This window comes from Pseudomonas sp. GNP014, from assembly GCF_054344005.1.
Genome location: NZ_JBTGUS010000001.1, coordinates 2,181,047 through 2,197,640, shown reverse-complemented (window position 1 = coordinate 2,197,640; position 16,594 = coordinate 2,181,047). Strand labels below are relative to the sequence as shown.

General features: G+C 62.2%; 9 protein-coding genes and 1 pseudogene. 4 read left to right on the top strand and 6 right to left on the bottom strand.

The window, feature by feature from the left end:
- The first annotated feature begins 4 nt into the window (after window positions 1–4).
- Entirely contained in the window at window positions 5–1,168 is a 1,164-nt protein-coding gene (locus ACXX9E_RS09735) for a type III PLP-dependent enzyme (protein ID WP_007915304.1), read from the top strand.
- Between the two features lie 695 nt (window positions 1,169–1,863).
- On the opposite strand, the gene ACXX9E_RS09730 is transcribed toward ACXX9E_RS09735, so the two are convergent.
- Both ACXX9E_RS09730 and ACXX9E_RS09725 read right to left on the bottom strand, forming a co-directional pair.
- Window positions 1,864–2,619, bottom strand: coding sequence for a tetratricopeptide repeat protein (locus ACXX9E_RS09730; RefSeq protein ID WP_458555361.1), 756 nt, complete (start codon window positions 2,617–2,619; stop codon window positions 1,864–1,866).
- Window positions 2,616–3,296: a Fe2+-dependent dioxygenase gene (locus tag ACXX9E_RS09725; protein ID WP_123464579.1), complete on the bottom strand. Its 681-nt coding sequence runs from the start codon at window positions 3,294–3,296 to the stop codon at window positions 2,616–2,618. Before ACXX9E_RS09725 ends, ACXX9E_RS09730 begins: the two co-directional genes overlap by 4 nt.
- 207 nt (window positions 3,297–3,503) lie before the next feature.
- Between ACXX9E_RS09725 and ACXX9E_RS09720 the strand changes: the two genes are divergently transcribed.
- The 3 genes and pseudogenes from ACXX9E_RS09720 to ACXX9E_RS09710 form a co-directional block, all read left to right on the top strand.
- On the top strand, window positions 3,504–5,819 hold the full coding sequence (locus ACXX9E_RS09720; protein WP_186746262.1) for a TonB-dependent receptor: 2,316 nt from the start codon (window positions 3,504–3,506) through the stop codon (window positions 5,817–5,819).
- Window positions 5,820–6,054: 235 nt separating this feature from the next.
- Window positions 6,055–8,583: a PepSY domain-containing protein gene (locus ACXX9E_RS09715; protein WP_458555360.1), complete on the top strand. Its 2,529-nt coding sequence runs from the start codon at window positions 6,055–6,057 to the stop codon at window positions 8,581–8,583.
- A gap of 238 nt (window positions 8,584–8,821) precedes the next feature.
- Window positions 8,822–9,187, top strand: a pseudogene (locus ACXX9E_RS09710) (endonuclease domain-containing protein); the annotation flags it as partial.
- An 86-nt stretch (window positions 9,188–9,273) separates the two neighbouring features.
- Here ACXX9E_RS09710 and ACXX9E_RS09705 read toward each other — a convergent pair.
- The 4 genes from ACXX9E_RS09705 to ptsP form a co-directional block, all read right to left on the bottom strand.
- Window positions 9,274–10,815, bottom strand: a complete 1,542-nt coding sequence (locus tag ACXX9E_RS09705) for an alkaline phosphatase D family protein (RefSeq protein ID WP_458555359.1) — start codon at window positions 10,813–10,815, stop codon at window positions 9,274–9,276.
- A gap of 164 nt (window positions 10,816–10,979) precedes the next feature.
- Window positions 10,980–12,713, bottom strand: a complete 1,734-nt coding sequence (locus ACXX9E_RS09700; RefSeq protein ID WP_458555358.1) for a PTS fructose-like transporter subunit IIB — start codon at window positions 12,711–12,713, stop codon at window positions 10,980–10,982.
- An 11-nt stretch (window positions 12,714–12,724) separates the two neighbouring features.
- Window positions 12,725–13,666 carry a 1-phosphofructokinase gene (gene pfkB, locus ACXX9E_RS09695; RefSeq protein ID WP_186746270.1) on the bottom strand — a complete coding sequence of 314 codons (942 nt, stop codon included), beginning with the start codon at window positions 13,664–13,666 and terminating at the stop codon, window positions 12,725–12,727.
- Entirely contained in the window at window positions 13,666–16,527 is a 2,862-nt protein-coding gene (gene ptsP / locus ACXX9E_RS09690; RefSeq protein WP_458555357.1) for a phosphoenolpyruvate--protein phosphotransferase, read from the bottom strand. Before ptsP ends, pfkB begins: the two co-directional genes overlap by 1 nt.
- Between the last annotated feature and the right edge of the window lie 67 nt (window positions 16,528–16,594).

The window sequence follows — 16,594 nt, the reverse complement described above, 5'->3', positions numbered from 1 at the left end:
CAGCATGTCGATCCAGGTCGAAGACTATTTCGCGCGCGCTACATTCGACAAAATGAAGGCGTTCGCCGACAAACAGGAAACCCCGTTCGTGGTGATCGACACCGCGATGATCGCCCAGGCCTACGATGACCTGCGTGCCGGTTTCGAATTCGCCAAGGTCTACTACGCGGTCAAGGCCAACCCGGCCGTCGAGATCATCGACCTGCTCAAAGAAAAAGGTTCGAGCTTCGACATCGCCTCGATCTATGAGCTGGACAAGGTGATGGATCGTGGCGTCAGCCCGGACCGTATCAGCTACGGCAACACCATCAAGAAATCCAAGGACATCCGCTACTTCTACGAGAAGGGCGTGCGTCTGTTCTCCACCGACTCCGAAGCCGACCTGCGCAACATAGCCAAGGCTGCACCGGGTTCGAAAGTCTATGTGCGCATCCTTACCGAAGGCTCGACCACGGCTGACTGGCCGCTGTCGCGCAAATTCGGCTGCCAGACCGACATGGCCATGGACCTGCTGATCCTCGCCCGCGACCTCGGCCTGGTGCCTTACGGCATCTCGTTCCACGTCGGTTCGCAGCAACGCGACATCAGCGTCTGGGACGCAGCGATCGCCAAGGTCAAAGTGATCTTCGAGCGTCTGAAAGAAGAAGACGGCATCCACCTGAAGCTGATCAACATGGGCGGCGGCTTCCCGGCCAACTACATCACCCGCACCAACAGCCTGGAAACCTACGCCGAAGAAATCATCCGCTTCCTGAAGGAAGACTTCGGTGATGACCTGCCGGAAATCATTCTCGAGCCGGGCCGTTCGCTGATCGCCAACGCCGGCATCCTGGTCAGCGAAGTGGTATTGGTTGCACGCAAGTCGCGCACTGCCGTCGAGCGCTGGGTCTACACCGATGTGGGCAAGTTCTCCGGCCTGATCGAAACCATGGACGAAGCGATCAAGTTCCCGATCTGGACCGAGAAAAAAGGCGAGATGGAAGAAGTGGTGATCGCCGGCCCGACCTGCGACAGCGCCGACATCATGTACGAAAACTACAAATACGGCCTGCCGCTGAACCTGGCGATCGGTGATCGTCTGTACTGGCTGTCGACCGGTGCGTACACCACCAGTTACAGCGCGGTTGAGTTCAATGGCTTTCCGCCGTTGAAGTCGTTCTACGTGTAAGAGCAGCTGCGCGCTTCAAGCTGCTAGCGGCAAGTGAAAAGCCCATGACGTGTCATGGGCTTTTTTGTGTCTGTGCGTTCGGCTTGAAGTTTTACGGGGTACTTGAGACCGAGGCCCCTCACCCCAGCCCTCTCCCAAGGGAGAGGGAGCCGACCGCGGTGTAAAGCGTCATTCACCGACCGCAAATACCGCGTCGATTATGGATTCGGCAAAGCACAATCAGGTCGGCGCACCTCTCAAGCATCCCCCAATCGGTTCCCCTCTCCCTCCGGGAGAAGGAGCCGACCGAGGTGTAGCACGTCATGCACCGACCGCAAAGACCGCGTCGATTATGGATTAGGCAAAGCACTTTCAGGTCGGCGTACCTCTCCAACATCCCCCAATCAGTCCCCTCTCCCTCCGGGAGAAGGAGCCGACCGAGGTGTAGCACGTCATGCACCGACCGCAAAGACCGCGTCGATTATGGATTCGGCAAAGCACTTTCAGGTCGGCGCATCTCTCAAGCATCCCCCAATCGGTTCCCCTCTCCCTCCGGGAGAAGGAGCCGACCGAGGCGTAGCACTTCATTCACCGACCGCAAAGACCGCGTCGATTATGGATTCGGCAAAGCACTTTCAGGTCGGCGCACCTCTCAAGCATCCCCCAATCGGTTCCCCTCTCCCTCCGGGAGAGGGTTAGGGTGAGGGCTTGCGAATTCAGACGCGCTGCAACTCTGCATATCGAATCGCGAACTGCGCAGCCATCCCTTGGATTCTGGGATCGGGCGCACTCGACAGTGTTTGACTCGCCACCCGCAGAAAATTCAGATTGCCGCCGGCCAAGGCTTTCTCAAGCCAATCGAGCGCCTCATCAATCCGCCCTTCCCCCGCCAACACCGCCGCGAAACTGAACTGCCCGCGAAAATCCCCGCCTTCAGCCGAACGTCGATACCACTCACGTGCCGCAGCAGGATCCGCCGGGCACACCTGCCCTTCTTCCAGATACCGCCCCAGCAGATTCATTGATTTCGCATGACCCCATTCAGCCGCGCACCGATACAGCGCCAGCGCCTGTTGATGATCCACCGCCACCCCGCGCCCGGTCGCCAACAGATTGGCCAGGTTGTACATCGCCCAATCCAGCCCGGCATTCGCTGCGATCCGATAATGCTGCGCCGCAATTGCCGCATCCGCCGCACAGCCCCAACCATGCTCATGACAACGCCCGAGCATGTTGCGCGCCATCAGGTGACCTTGCCCGGCCGCGATGCCGAACCAGCGCAGTGCCAGCGGTTGATCCTGGGCGATGCCCTGACCGTCGAGCAGGATTTGTCCGAGCAATGCCTGCGCTTCCACTTCGCCCTCACCCGCCGCCAGCAAAATCGCCTGCGCGGCACGGGCCGGGCTTTCTTCGAGCATGGCACTGAGTTGCGCAGCGTCGAGGACTTCCTCGCGGCGGAGTTGAAAACTCATACCTCGACCCAGCGCCGCAACAGGTTGTGATACGTGCCGGTAAGGCGGATCAACGCAGGGTGATCAGGCATGTCCCGGGTCAGTTGCTGGATCGCCCCGTCCATCTCGAACAGCAACGCACGCTGACTGTCTTCGCGCACCAGGCTTTGCGTCCAGAAGAACGACGCATAGCGTGCGCCACGGGTGACGGCATTGACCTTGTGCAGGCTGGTGCCGGGGTACAACACCATGTCGCCGGCCGGCAACTTCACCCGTTGCGTGCCGAAAGTGTCCTGAATCTCCAGCTCGCCGCCGTCGTAATCCTCAGGCTCGCTGAAGAACAGCGTGGCCGACAGATCGGTGCGCACCCGTTCGATGCTGCCCTTGGGCTGGCGCACGGCGTTGTCGATGTGGAAATCGAAACTGCCGCCGGCCGTGTAACAGTTCACTAACGGCGGGAACACTTTGTGCGGCAACGCGGCGGACATGAACAGTGGGTTTTTCCACAACCGCTCCAGCATCGCCGCGCCGATTTCCTTGGCCAGCGGATGACCTTCGGGCAGTTGCAGATTGTGCTTCGCCTTGGCCGACTGGAAGCCGGCGGTAATCTTGCCATCAGCCCAATCGGCCTGCTCCAGCGCCTCGCGGATACGCTGCACTTCGTCTTTCGCGAACAGTCCGGGGATGTGCAGCAGCATGGCAATGTCACCTGATGGCAAAGAGGCGGCAATGGTATTGATTCTTATTGACTGTGTAAAACCCGAGAGACGAATGAACTGGCAAAAACCGTAAGGTTAAATTGTAAAGAATGTAAATTCAGTGCGAATAACAATGTTTCGCAATTGATACGAATACCTGTTTACCCTATATTTCGCCGCCTCAAATCCTTGGGGAGGGGAATAAAAATGGCACGTCAACACGCACAATTACCGGTCAGTTCACCACGTCTGCTCGCCTCTGCAATCGGTGTGGCAATCACCGCCGGCTCCGCTGGTCACATGGTGTTCGCCGCAGAAAAAACCGACAGCAAAGCCACCGGCAATGCCATCGCCCTGGACGCCACCTCGATCACGGGCGAAGCCCAGGATTCGACGTCCTATCAGGTCGAAAAAGCCTCCTCACCCAAGTACACCGCGCCGCTGGTCGACACGCCGCGCTCGGTCACCGTTATTCCGCAACAAGTCCTGAAAGACACCGGCGCGCTGAACATGCAGGACGCCCTGCGCACCGTGCCGGGCATCACCTTCGGCGCCGGTGAAGGCGGCAACCCGCAGGGCGATCGCCCGTTCATTCGCGGCTTTGACGCCCAAGGCGACACCTACCTCGACGGCGTGCGCGACACCGGTTCGCAGAGCCGCGAGATCTTCGCCGTGGAAAACATCGAAGTCAGCAAAGGCCCGAACTCTGCCATTGGCGGTCGCGGCGCGGCGGGCGGCAGCATCAACCTGGTGAGCAAGAAAGCGCACCTGGGCAATTCGTTCGACGGCGGCTTCACCTGGGGCTCCGACCAGACCCAGCGCTACACCCTCGACGGCAACTACCAGTTCAGCGACACCGCTGCTGGCCGGCTGAACCTGATGAGCCACGAAAGCAACGTCGCCGGTCGCGACAAGGTCGACTACGACCGCTGGGGCATCGCCCCGTCGCTGGCATTCGGCCTGGGCACCGACACCCGCGTCAACCTCGATTACTACCACCTCGAAAGCAATGACACCCCGGATTCGGGCATCCCGTACACCATCCCGGCTGGCGGTTCGGCTGCACGCACCAAGTCCAACCCGGACAAGCCATACGCCGGTGGCGATCACAGCAACTTCTACGGTCTGGATCGCGACTTCCGCAAGGGCCGCACCGACACCGCGACCTTCGCCATCGAGCATGACCTGAGCGATTCGCTGACTATCAAGAACACCCTGCGCCACGGCACCAGCATGCAGGATTACATCCTCACCCAGCCGGACGACAGCAAGGGCAACGTCAACAATGGCAGCCTCTGGCGTCGGGCGAATACGCGGGTGAGCAACACCGAGACCACCACTAACCAGACTGACCTGTTCGGTAACTTCTACGTCGCCGGCTTCAAGAACAGCTTCTCCACCGGCGTCGAATACACCCGCGAGGAAAGCCAGAAGTCTTCATACAACGTCAACACTGACACTACCCCGCGCACCAGCGCCGCGACCAGCAACTGCACCCCGTCGATGATCGGCGCGTCCAGCGGCTACAACTGCACCTCGCTGTCGAACCCGAACCCGAACGATCCGTGGAACGGCGCGATCTCGCGCAACTACGCCGGCACCGACACCCAGGCCAACACTTACGCACTGTATGTGTTCGATACCCTGGAGTTGAACGAGCAGTGGCTGGTGAACATGGGCCTGCGTTACGACCACTTCGACACCGACTACAAAACCTACAACGCTGCCGGCACCACCACGTCCAAGGGCGATGACACCAGCGAGTTCGTCACCGGTCAGTTCGGCGTCGTCTACAAGCCTGCGGAAAACGGCAGCATCTACGCCTCCTATGCCACCTCCGCCACGCCACCGGGCAACACCCTGGGCGAAGGCCAGGAAGGCAACCCGCTGGGCGGCACCACGGATCGCAGCGGCAACCTGCTGAGCAGCGACATGGAGCCGGAAACCACCAAGAACTATGAAATCGGCACCAAGTGGGATCTGCTCAATGATCGCCTGTCGCTGACGGCCGACATCTTCCGCACCGAGAAAGAGAACGCTCGCGTACAAGTCGACACCAGCTCCTACGAAAACGCCGGCAAGACCCGCGTGCAAGGTATCGAGCTGTCGGCCAGCGGCAAGATCACTGACAAGTGGCAAGTGTTCGCCGGCTACGCGTTCATGGACAGCGAACAAGTCGACGGCGGCCCGATGGGCAAGGCCAACGACGGCAACGAACTGCCGAACACGCCGAAAAACAGCGCCAGCCTGTGGACCACTTATCAGGTCACGCCGAAGCTGACCCTCGGGGGCGGCGCGTTCTACGTCGACGACGTGTACGGCAGCGTGGCCAACACCACGATGGTCGATTCGTATGTTCGCTACGACGCGATGGCCGCCTACAAGCTGACCAAGAACGTCGACCTGCAACTCAACGTGCAGAACCTGACCAACGAAACCTATTACGACAAAGCCTTCTCGACTCACTTCGCCAACCAGGCGGCGGGGCGTACGGCGCTGTTGAGCACCAACTTCCACTTCTAAGCAAGGTGGAACCTGTGGGAGCGAGCTTGCTCGCGAAAGCGCTGGGTCAGTCAGCCTTCATGTCACTGACAGATTGCATTCGCGAGCAAGCTCGCTCCCACAGGTGATGTGATCAAAAGGCTTGGCCCCGTTCATTCCATTGAACGGGGCTTTTGTGCGTAATAAAGAACGCTTCTCGATAACCCACGGCATAATGCGCGCCGTGAAAACAACTTTCGAACGGACGACGAGTGACGTGTTGAAGAAAACCCTGTTCCAGTTGCACTGGTTTTTTGGCATCACCGCAGGCCTGGTACTGGCGCTGATGGGTATCACCGGCGCGGCCTATTCGTTTCAGGACGAAATCCTGCGGGCGCTGAACCCTTCCGTGCTGCAGGTGGAAAAACACGTTGCCGGCGTCCTGCCGCCCGTTGAACTGGTCGAGCGCATCGAAGCCACGTCCGGCAAGAAAGTCTCGATGCTCTGGGTCGAAACCGACAGCGGCAACGCAGCCAAGGTGTTCTTCACCCCGCCCAAAGGCGAGCGGCGTGGCGAGATGCGCTACTTCGATCCGTACACCGGCGAGTTCATGGGCAATGCGGTCGGCCAGGATTTCTTTGGCCTGATGCTGCAACTGCACCGTTTCCTCGCCATGGGCGACACCGGGCGTAACATCACCGGCGCCTGCACCCTGATCCTGTTGTTCTTCTGCCTCTCCGGCCTGTACCTGCGCTGGCCGCGCCAGTGGAACAGCTGGCGCGTGTGGCTGACCCTCGACTGGCAGAAAAAGGGCCGCGCCTTCAACTGGGATCTGCATTCGGTGGCCGGCACCTGGTGCTTGCTGGTGTACCTGCTGCTGGCGCTGACCGGGTTGTCGTGGTCGTACGAGTGGTACAACAAAGGCCTGACCCGACTGCTTTCCGACGCCCCGCAAAACGAGCGCGTGCGCGGTGGTCGCGGCCCGGCACCGGACGGCCCGGCACCGACCGCCGATTACGCGGCGATGTGGAGCAGCATCTACAGCGCCGCCGGTCCGGGCCTGGCCGCCTACAACATCCGCATGCCGGCCGTCGCGGGCCAGACAGCGACCGTGTTCTATCTGCTCGACAGCTCGCCGCACGATCGCGCGCTGAACCAGATCACCCTCGACCCGGCCACCGGCGTGGTCAAACGCGTCGACCGCTACGCCGACAAGAGCTTCAAGGCACAACTGCTGACCAGCATTTACGCGCTGCACGTCGGTAGCTATTTCGGCCTCGTCGGGCGAATCATCATCACCCTCGCTGCCGTGTGCATGCCGCTGTTTTTCATCACAGGCTGGCTGCTGTATCTGGATCGCCGCCGCAAGAAAAAACAGATCCAGGACGCGCGCCAAGGCCTCGCCCAACCGACCGGCGATGGCTCGCCGTGGCTGATCGGCTTCGCCAGCCAGAGCGGTTTCGCCGAACAACTGGCGTGGCAGACCGCCGGTCAACTGCAGGCGGCGGGATTGCCGGCGAAGGTGCTGCCGCTGGCGAATGTCAGCCAGCAGGATCTGCGCGAATCGCCCCATGCGCTGTTCGTCGTCAGCACCTTTGGCGATGGCGAAGCACCGGACAGCGCCCGTGGGTTTGAACGCAAGGTTCTGCGCAACGCCGCGAATCTTGATGGGCTGAACTACGCCGTACTGGGTCTGGGTGACCGCCAGTACGCGCACTTCTGCGGCTTCGCCCGACGCCTGCATCAATGGCTGAGCGAGCACGGCGGCAAGACTTTGTTCGCCCCGGTCGAAGTCGACAGCGGCGACCCCTACGCCCTGCGTCACTGGCAGACTCAGCTCGGCCTGATAACCGGACAAGCGCCGGTCGACACCTGGCAGGCGCCGAGCTACGAAAACTGGACGCTGGTGCGCCGCGACCTGATGAACCCCGACAGCAGCGGCTCACCGGTCTACCTGCTGGGCCTGAGCGCACCGAGCACCAGCAGCTGGCTGGCCGGCGATCTGGTGGAAGTGTTGCCGCGCAATTGTGCATGGGCGGTCGAGCATTTCCTCGACGGTCTCGGCATTCGTGGCGAAACCCGAGTGAAGATCAATGGCCTCGAAGAGCCGCTGGACGTCGCCCTCGCCTCGCGCCAGTTGCCTGAACATCGCGCACATCTGGTCGGCCTGCACGCCCAGGCGCTGGTCGATGCCATGGTGCCGCTGGCCATGCGTGAATACTCGATTGCCTCGATTGCCGCCGACGGTGTGCTGGAGCTGATCGTGCGCCAGGAACAGCATGCCGATGGCCGCCTTGGCATCGGTTCCGGCTGGCTGACCGAGCATGCCCCGGTGGGCGGCAGCATCAGTTTGCGCGTACGTCGCAACAGCGGTTTCCATCTGCCGAACGCGCCGGTGCCGATGATTCTGCTCGGCAACGGCACCGGACTCGCCGGGCTGCGCAGCTTGCTCAAGGCGCGGATTGCCGACGGTCAACAGCGCCAGTGGCTGCTGTTTGGCGAGCGCAATCGCGAACACGATTTCCTCTGCCGGGCAGAGCTGGAAGAGTGGTTGATCAATGGCGATCTGGCGCGACTGGACCTGGCGTTTTCCCGGGATCAGGCGCAGAAGATCTATGTGCAGGATCGCCTGCGCGAATCCGCTGACGAACTGAAAAAATGGCTGGCTGAGGGTGCGGTGATCTACATCTGCGGCAGCCTGCAGGGCATGGCCTCCGGCGTCGATCAAGTGCTCAACGACGTATTGGGTGCAGCCGAAGTCGAGCGTCTGATCGAACAAGGCCGCTACCGCCGCGACGTGTACTGACACAACCAAAGACCCCCTCACCCTAACCCTCTCCCGGAGGGAGAGGGGACTGATTGGAGGATGCCTGATAAATACGCCGACCCGAAGGTGCTTCACCGAATCCATAATCGACCCGGTCGTTCAGGTCGATGAACAACTCGACACAACTCCGTAGGCTCCCTCTCCCTCCGGGAGAGGGCTGGGGTGAGGGGCCTCGGCTACAGTGAGATTTCCAGCCACTTCACAAGGATCGTGAAGCATGCAAAATCGCCTCACTCTCGCTCAGTTTGCCCGCCAGTTACGCGCCAACCAAACCAACTGCGAACAATTGATTTGGCAAAAGCTTCGGTCACGGCAGATCGCCAATCTGAAATTTCGCAGGCAGTTTCCGTGTCCGCCCTACGTCCTGGATTTTTACTGCGTAGAGCTGAAGCTGGCGATTGAGCTGGATGGGGGGCAACACTATGAAACGGCGGGCCTGATCCACGATCAACGTCGGACGCTTTTTCTAGAACGTCAGGGCATTGAAGTTATGCGGTTCAGTAATCTTGAAGTGATGCAGCAGATGGCAGATGTACTGGAGCAAATCACGAGAATGGCGACGAATAAAAAAAGCCCTACCCCTAACCCTCCCGAAACGTCGGTCGGCCCCCTCACCCTCCGGGCGGTCCGATGGTTCGGGAGAGCTGGGGTGAGGGTAGTTTTTGATCTTCAAACCGGCTGCAATTTCTGCTCGAACACCGCGACCCCATTCAAATCCCGCAATACCACGCTCATCTCCCCGCTCTGCCCCTCAATGTTCACCTCGCCAAAAAACTGAAATCCGGCGAACGGTGACATGTTCTGCGCCGTAGGTGCTTTCTGGAACACCACTTCAGGACCAAAGGTTTTATCCAGCGGATTGGGCCCGAAACTCCCGGCATTCAGCGGTCCGGCGACAAACTCCCAGAACGGCTCGAAATCCTGAAATGCCGCGCGATCCGGGTGGTAATGATGCGCCGCGCAGTAATGCACGTCGGCGGTGAGGAAAACGAAATTGCGCACTTGCTGCGCCCGCAGAAAACCGAGTAACTCGGCGACTTCCAGTTCACGCCCCTGAGCCGGGCCGGGGTCACCGTTGGCCACCGCCTCCCAGCGCGACACGCCCGGGCTGACTTCACCGTCCGGCACACCGAGGCCGATCGGCATGTCGGCGGCGATCACCTTCCACTGCGCCTTGGAGCGCTGCAGCCCACGCTTGAGCCAGTCCAGTTGCTCACGCCCCAGAAACGGCTTGGCCGCGCCGAGATTGTCGTCGTTGGCGCCGCGATAGCTGCGCATGTCGAGCACGAACACATCGAGCATCGGCCCGTAGCTGAGCTTGCGATAAATCCGCCCGCCGCCGTCGGCCGCCTGCAGACGCATCGGCGAATACTCCAGCCAGGCCTTGCGCGCACGGCCGACCAGGGTGTGGATATCTTTCTCTTGATAACGCTCGTCGAGCTGCTTGCCCGGCGACCAGTTGTTGACCACTTCGTGGTCGTCCCACTGCCAGATCTGCGGTACTTCGGCGTTGAAGCGACGGACGTTTTCGTCCATCAGGTTGTAGCGGTAATTGCCACGATAGTCGTCCAGCGTCTGCGCGACTTTGCTCTTGGCTTCGGTGGTGAGGTTGCGCCAGATGCGCCCACCCTCGGTGGTCAGTTGCGCCGGCACCGGGCCGTCGGCGTAGATGGTGTCGCCGCTGTGGATAAAAAAGTCCGGCAGGCGCAGGCGCATGGATTCGTAGATGCGCATGCCGCCGATGTCCGGGTTGATGCCGAAGCCCTGGCCGACGGTGTCACCGCTCCACACGAAACGGATGTTGCGCCGCGCCGTCGGTGCGCTGCGCAAGTGGCCGAGCCACGGTTCGCTGGCGACGCCGGTTTGCGCGTCCTTGAAATACACCCGATAGAAAATCGCCTGATCGGCGGGCAACCCGGTCAGTTCGACCCGGGCGGTGAAATCTGTGCGCGCATCGGCCAGCGGCGAGATTACCCGGCGCGGGTGGCGAAACTGGCTACGGGTGTCCCACTCGACCACCATTCGCGCCGGACGGTCGCTGCGGCTCCAGATCATCGCGCGGTCGCCCTGCAGGTCGCCGGACTGCACGCCGTCCGTCAGTTGCGGCCGATCCTTGACCGACGCGATCACCGCTGGCGCCAGCCCCGGCATCAGCAGACCGGCACCGACCACTTGCATGACCCGCCGACGACCGAGATTGAAATCGCTCATGGAGTTCTCCCTGAAAAAAGGAAAACTTAAGCACGGCTGTATGACTCCGCCATGACACCTGCTCTTGTAGGAGTGAGCCTGCTCGCGATGGCGGTGTGTCGGTCAACATTGATGTCTTGGACAGAGTGCTATCGCGAGCAGGCTCACGCTTACTGAGATCGGTGTCAGGCTTTGGCGGGCTCCATCGCCAGCTCGGCCGCTTCCGGGCGCTTGACCGTCGCATAGACCACAGCGGTCAGCAGGCTCCCCGCCACAATCGCCAGCAGATACAGCAACGCATGGTTGATCGCATTCGGGATCGCCAACACAAACAGACCACCGTGCGGCGCCATCAGTTTGCAGCCGAAGTACATCGACAGTGCGCCAGTCAACGCACCGCCGGCGATGCTCGCTGGAATCACCCGCAGCGGGTCCTTGGCGGCAAACGGAATCGCCCCTTCGGAGATAAAGCACAGCCCCAGCACCAGCGCCGCTTTACCCGCCTCGCGCTCGGTCTGGGCGAACTTGCGGCGGGCGATGAAGGTGGCGATGCCGAGGCCAATCGGCGGCACCATCCCGGCGGCCATGGTCGCGGCCATCGGCGCGTAACTCTGCGACGCCAGCAACCCCACCGAGAACGCATACGCCGCCTTGTTGATCGGCCCGCCGAGATCAACGCACATCATGCCGCCGAGCAGCACGCCAAGCAGAATCGCGTTGGTGGTGCCCATGCTGTCGAGGAAATGCGTCAGCGCCGCGAGCATGCCGGCGACCGGTTTGCCGACCACGTAGATCATCACCAGCCCGGTAAACAGGCTGGCGAACAGCGGGATGATCAGAATCGGTTTCAGCGCTTCAAGGCTCTGCGGCAAGGCGACGTAACGACTGATGGCCTTGGCCGCATAACCGGCGATGAACCCGGCGACGATGCCGCCGATGAACCCTGCCCCCAACGTACTGGCGAGCAAGCCACCGATCATCCCCGGTGCCAGGCCCGGACGGTCGGCAATCGAGTAGGCGATGTAGCCGGCAAGCAGCGGCACCATCAGCTTGAACGCGGTCTCGCCGCCGATCTGCATCAGTGCCGCCGCCAGCGTGCCTTCTTCCTTGAACGCGGTGATGCCGAAGACGAACGACAAGGCGATCATCAAACCACCGGCCACCACCATCGGCAGCATGAACGACACCCCGGTCAGCAGGTGTTTGTAGACCCCGGTTTTCTCTTGCTTGGCCGGGGCCTTGCCGTCACTCGCGGTGCTTTCCACCTGACCTTCGGCCAAGGCTTTTTTCAGCGTGGCTTCGGACTGCTTCAAGGCAATCCCGGTGCCGCAACGGTAGATTTTCTTGCCGGCGAAACGCTCGGTGGCGACTTCGATGTCCGCTGCCAGCAGCACCACGTCGGCCTCGGCAATCGCCGTGGCGCTGAGCGGGGTTTTCGCGCCGACAGAGCCTTGGGTTTCGACGTGCAGTTCATAGCCCAGACGCTTGGCGGTTTGCTGCAACGCCTCGGCGGCCATGAAGGTGTGGGCGACGCCGGTCGGGCAGGCAGTGATCGCGACGATGCGTGGTGCACGCGGCGCAGCGACAGCCGGCGCCGCCTCTGCAGCGACATACACTTCAGCCTCTTCAGCGCCACGACGCAGCACCGCTTCGACATCCTGCAGCGCTTGCGCCGGGGCAATGCGGAACACGCGCCTGCCGACGAAACGTGTCATGTCGATGTCGCCGGTGGCCACCAGCAACACCCATTCTGCCGCTTCGATGGTCGCCGCCGACAATTCACGCTCCGGGTGCGCCGCATCGACCACTTCAACACTGGTGCTCCAGCCTTGGCGCTGCGCGGCGGCATCGAGCAAACGCGCACACAGCACACTGGTGACCATGCCGTTCGGGCAAGCCGTAACAATGGCTAATTTCATGACAAACCCTCTTATTGTTCTGTCAGGGGACGCACGCGCACGCCCTGTTCGAGCGGCGTCAATTGCGCCACATCGTCGATGCCGAAGCCGATCTGCGTCACCGCCAGTGCGGCAATCGCCGTGGCTGTACGCAGGGTTTGCTCGGGTGTGTGGGCGTTGAGCAACCCGTGGAGCATGCCGGCCAACAGCGAATCGCCGGCGCCGACGGTGCTGGCGACCGTGACCTTCGGTGGCGTCGCGTGCAAAGCCGAGCCGACGCTGAACCAGTTCACACCGTCAGCACCGTGGGAAATCACCACATGCTCGATGCCTTGGGCGTGTAAACCTGCAGCCGCCAGCGCCTCTGCTTCGTGGGACACCACCTCGCAACCGAGCGCATCGGCGAGTTCTTCCGTGTTCGGCTTGATCAGCCACGGACTGGCCTGCAACGCCGTGCGCAACGCTTCGCCGCTGGTGTCGAGGGCGACTTTCAGGCCGAGCTGATTCAGCCGTTCGATCAACTCACGCAACCATTGCGCGCTCACGCCACGAGGCAGACTGCCGGCGACCACCACCGCGTCATGACCCGGCGCGATCTGCACCAGACGTTCGAGCAACGCCTGCTGCGCCGCCGCGTCCACCACCGGTCCCGGACCGTTGATGTCGGTGATGCGGCCGTCGTGCTCGGCGACTTTGATATTGCTGCGGGTTTCACCTGGCACGCGGATGAACGCGTCGACAAAGCCGCGTCTGGCGAACAGGGTTTCAAACGCTTGCAGATTGTCTTCGCCGAGAAAACCGCTGACCGTCAATTGATGACCCAGGTCAGCCAGCACCTGGGCAACGTTCACACCTTTGCCGGCGGCATGGGTGTGCATCTCGTCGCTGCGGTTGACCTGACCGGCCTCCAGGCGTGACAACTCGACCGTAAGGTCCAGCGCCGGGTTGAGGGTCAGGGTGAGAATCTTGGCCATTACAGGGCCTCCACTAATGCACGCACTTCATTCGCGCTGCCCACGGTGAGGGCGTGTTGAGCAAGGGTTTGCGCCTGGGTCAGGCTGAGTTCGCGGATGCACGCCTTCACCTCGGCGATGCTGCGCCCGGACACGCTCAGCTCATCGACGCCGAGGCCGACCAGTACCGGCACCGCCAGCGGGTCCGCCGCCAATTCGCCGCAGACGCCGACCCATTTGCCGTGGGCATGGGCCGCACGCACGGTGATGTCGATCAATTGCAGCACCGCCGGATGCAAGCCATCGGCCTGGGCCGAGAGCGTCGGGTGACCACGGTCGATGGCCAGGGTGTATTGCGTCAGGTCGTTGGTGCCGACGCTGAAGAAGTCCACTTCTTTCGCCAGCACCGGCGCCAGCAAGGCAGCGGACGGCACTTCGATCATGATCCCCAATTGCAGGTCGGCAACCGGGATTTCCAGGCGCAGACGCTCGGTCATGTCGCGGGCCTGACGCCATTCTTCGACGCTGCCCACCATCGGGAACATGATGCGCAACGGCCGGTTGTCCGCCGAACGCAACAAGGCGCGCAGTTGCGCCTCCATGACCTGCGGACGCTGCAACGTGAGGCGAATGCCGCGCACACCGAGGAACGGGTTTTCTTCCTTGGCGATCGGCCAATACGGCAGCGGTTTGTCGCCGCCGACATCCAGCGTACGCACCACCAGCGGTCGCCCGGCGAGGCCGTCGAGGACGCGGCGGTACTCGGCTTCCTGAGTCGCTTCGTCCGGCGCCTGCGGGTGGGCCATGAAAATCAGTTCGGTGCGCAGCAGGCCGATGCCTTCGGCGCCCTGCTCCACCGCCGCGGTGACCCCGGCGCTTTCGCCGATATTGGCGAACACTTCCACGGGGTGACCGTCGATGGTGTGCGCCGGTTGATGACGTTGTTCGGCCGCGATCTTCAGGCGTTGCTCGCGGGTGTCGCGTTCTTCGGCAGCGCGTTGCAGGGTCGCGGCATCGGCGTCGACGTGCAGGCGACCGCGCTGGCCGTCGAGCAGCAACGGCGTGCCCGGTTTGAGCAACAACACCGCAGCGCCGGCACCCACCAATGCCGGGATGCCCAAGGCACGGGCGACGATGGCGCTGTGTGCGGTGGCACCGCCGCGAGCGGTGAGAATCCCCGCCACACGCGCCGGATCGAGTCGCGCCACATCCGACGGGCCGACTTCGTCCATCACCAGAATGTACGGTTGCTCCGGCTCGCTCGCCGTTTGCACGCCACACAGTTGCGCCAGTACCCGGCGACCGATGTCGCGCAGATCCGCCGCCCGCTCGGCGAGCAGCGCATCCTGCAGCGATTCCTGTTGTCTGGCCGCCGCTTCGATCACCGCCATCCACGCCGCTTCGGCGCTTTCGCCTTGCTTGAGGCGAGTGTCCACTTCGTCGGTCAGTTCCGGGTCGTCGAGCATCTCCTGATGAGTGATGAAAATCTCGCGAATGGCCTTGGCCTTGCTGCGTTCGATCAGGCCCTGGATGTCAGTTCTTACGTCACTCAGGGCTTGCTTGAGACGCTCGCGCTCGACGGCGGCGGACTCACCGCGCAACGGGTAATCAATGGCTTGCTGCACCTGAATGTGCGCCGGGCCGATGGCGATGCCCGGTGCCGCCGGGATCGCTTGCAATTGAGCGCCGGACGCCGGCGCGATCAGCACTTCAGCGATATCGGCAATGACTTCGCGTTGCTGGCTCACCGCTGGCAACGGTTCGACTTCTTCACCCAGACCTTCTTCGATCGCGGCCAACAGGGCCGGCAAGGCATCGGCGGCGATGCTCGGCTCGGCGATCAACTCCAGCACCTGACCGCGCCGGGCACCGAGGCTGAGCAACTTGCTCAGGCTCTTCACCGACACGGCACTGTCCTGGCTGTCGACGATGCGCACGCGAATCTCGCCATCGAAACTCTTCGCCAGTTGCGCGAGGATCTTCGCCGGGCGCGCATGCAAACCGTGGGCGTTGGCCAGCGCGATACGGGCGCTCGGCCAGTCGGCCGGCAGTTCGCCGCCGAGCACTTCGAGGACCTTGCGGCTGCTGGTGGCGCGGCCCAGTTCATGGCCGCGACCTTCAATCAACAACGCGCACAGACGCTCGAGCAGCGCCTGATGGGCTTCACCGAGACTGGCCAGGCAGAACAGCCCGCTGAGCGGCTGACCGAGGTAACGCATCGGTTTGTCCGGAGTGACGAACGCCAAGCCAGGACGCTTCACGGTTTGCTCGCTGTGCAGCCACCACAAGCCATCGCCCAGCGGCAGCGCTTCGACTTGCTGCAATACGCCGGCGAAGCCATTGCTCACGCAATCGGCCTGACGCAACAGACGTGCGCCACGCCAGACCAGTTCTTCGAAATCGTCTGCCGACACACCGAGGCCGATCATCTGTGCATCGAGCGCCAGTTCCTGCGGCGCGCCTTGCAGCAGTTTCAGCAGCGCTTCGGGCGAGCTGGCGCGCCGCAGCGCCTGGCCCAGGTCGGTCTCGCCGAGCGCACGGGTCAGCAGTTGCAGCAGGCGCAGGTGTTCGTCGGATTTGGCGGCGATGCCGATCGCCAGATAAACGATTTGCCCATCGCCCCAATCCACACCCTCGGGAAACTGCATCAGGCGCACGCCGGTGGCGAAAACCTGATCACGGGTTTGCGGGGTGCCGTGGGGGATGGCAATACCTTGACCGAGAAAGGTCGAGCCCTGGGCTTCCCGTGCCTGCAGCCCGGCGAGGTAGCCGTCGGCGACCAGACCATCGGCGACCAGGTGATTGGCGAGCAATTGCAGGGCGGCGGGTTTATCCACAGCCGATTGGCCCATGGATATCTGCTCTATAGTGAGCTCGAGCATGCGATCTCCTTTTTGGCGCCTGATGACGCCAGGTATTGTTTTGAATGGTTGCAGCTTAGGCGCTTGT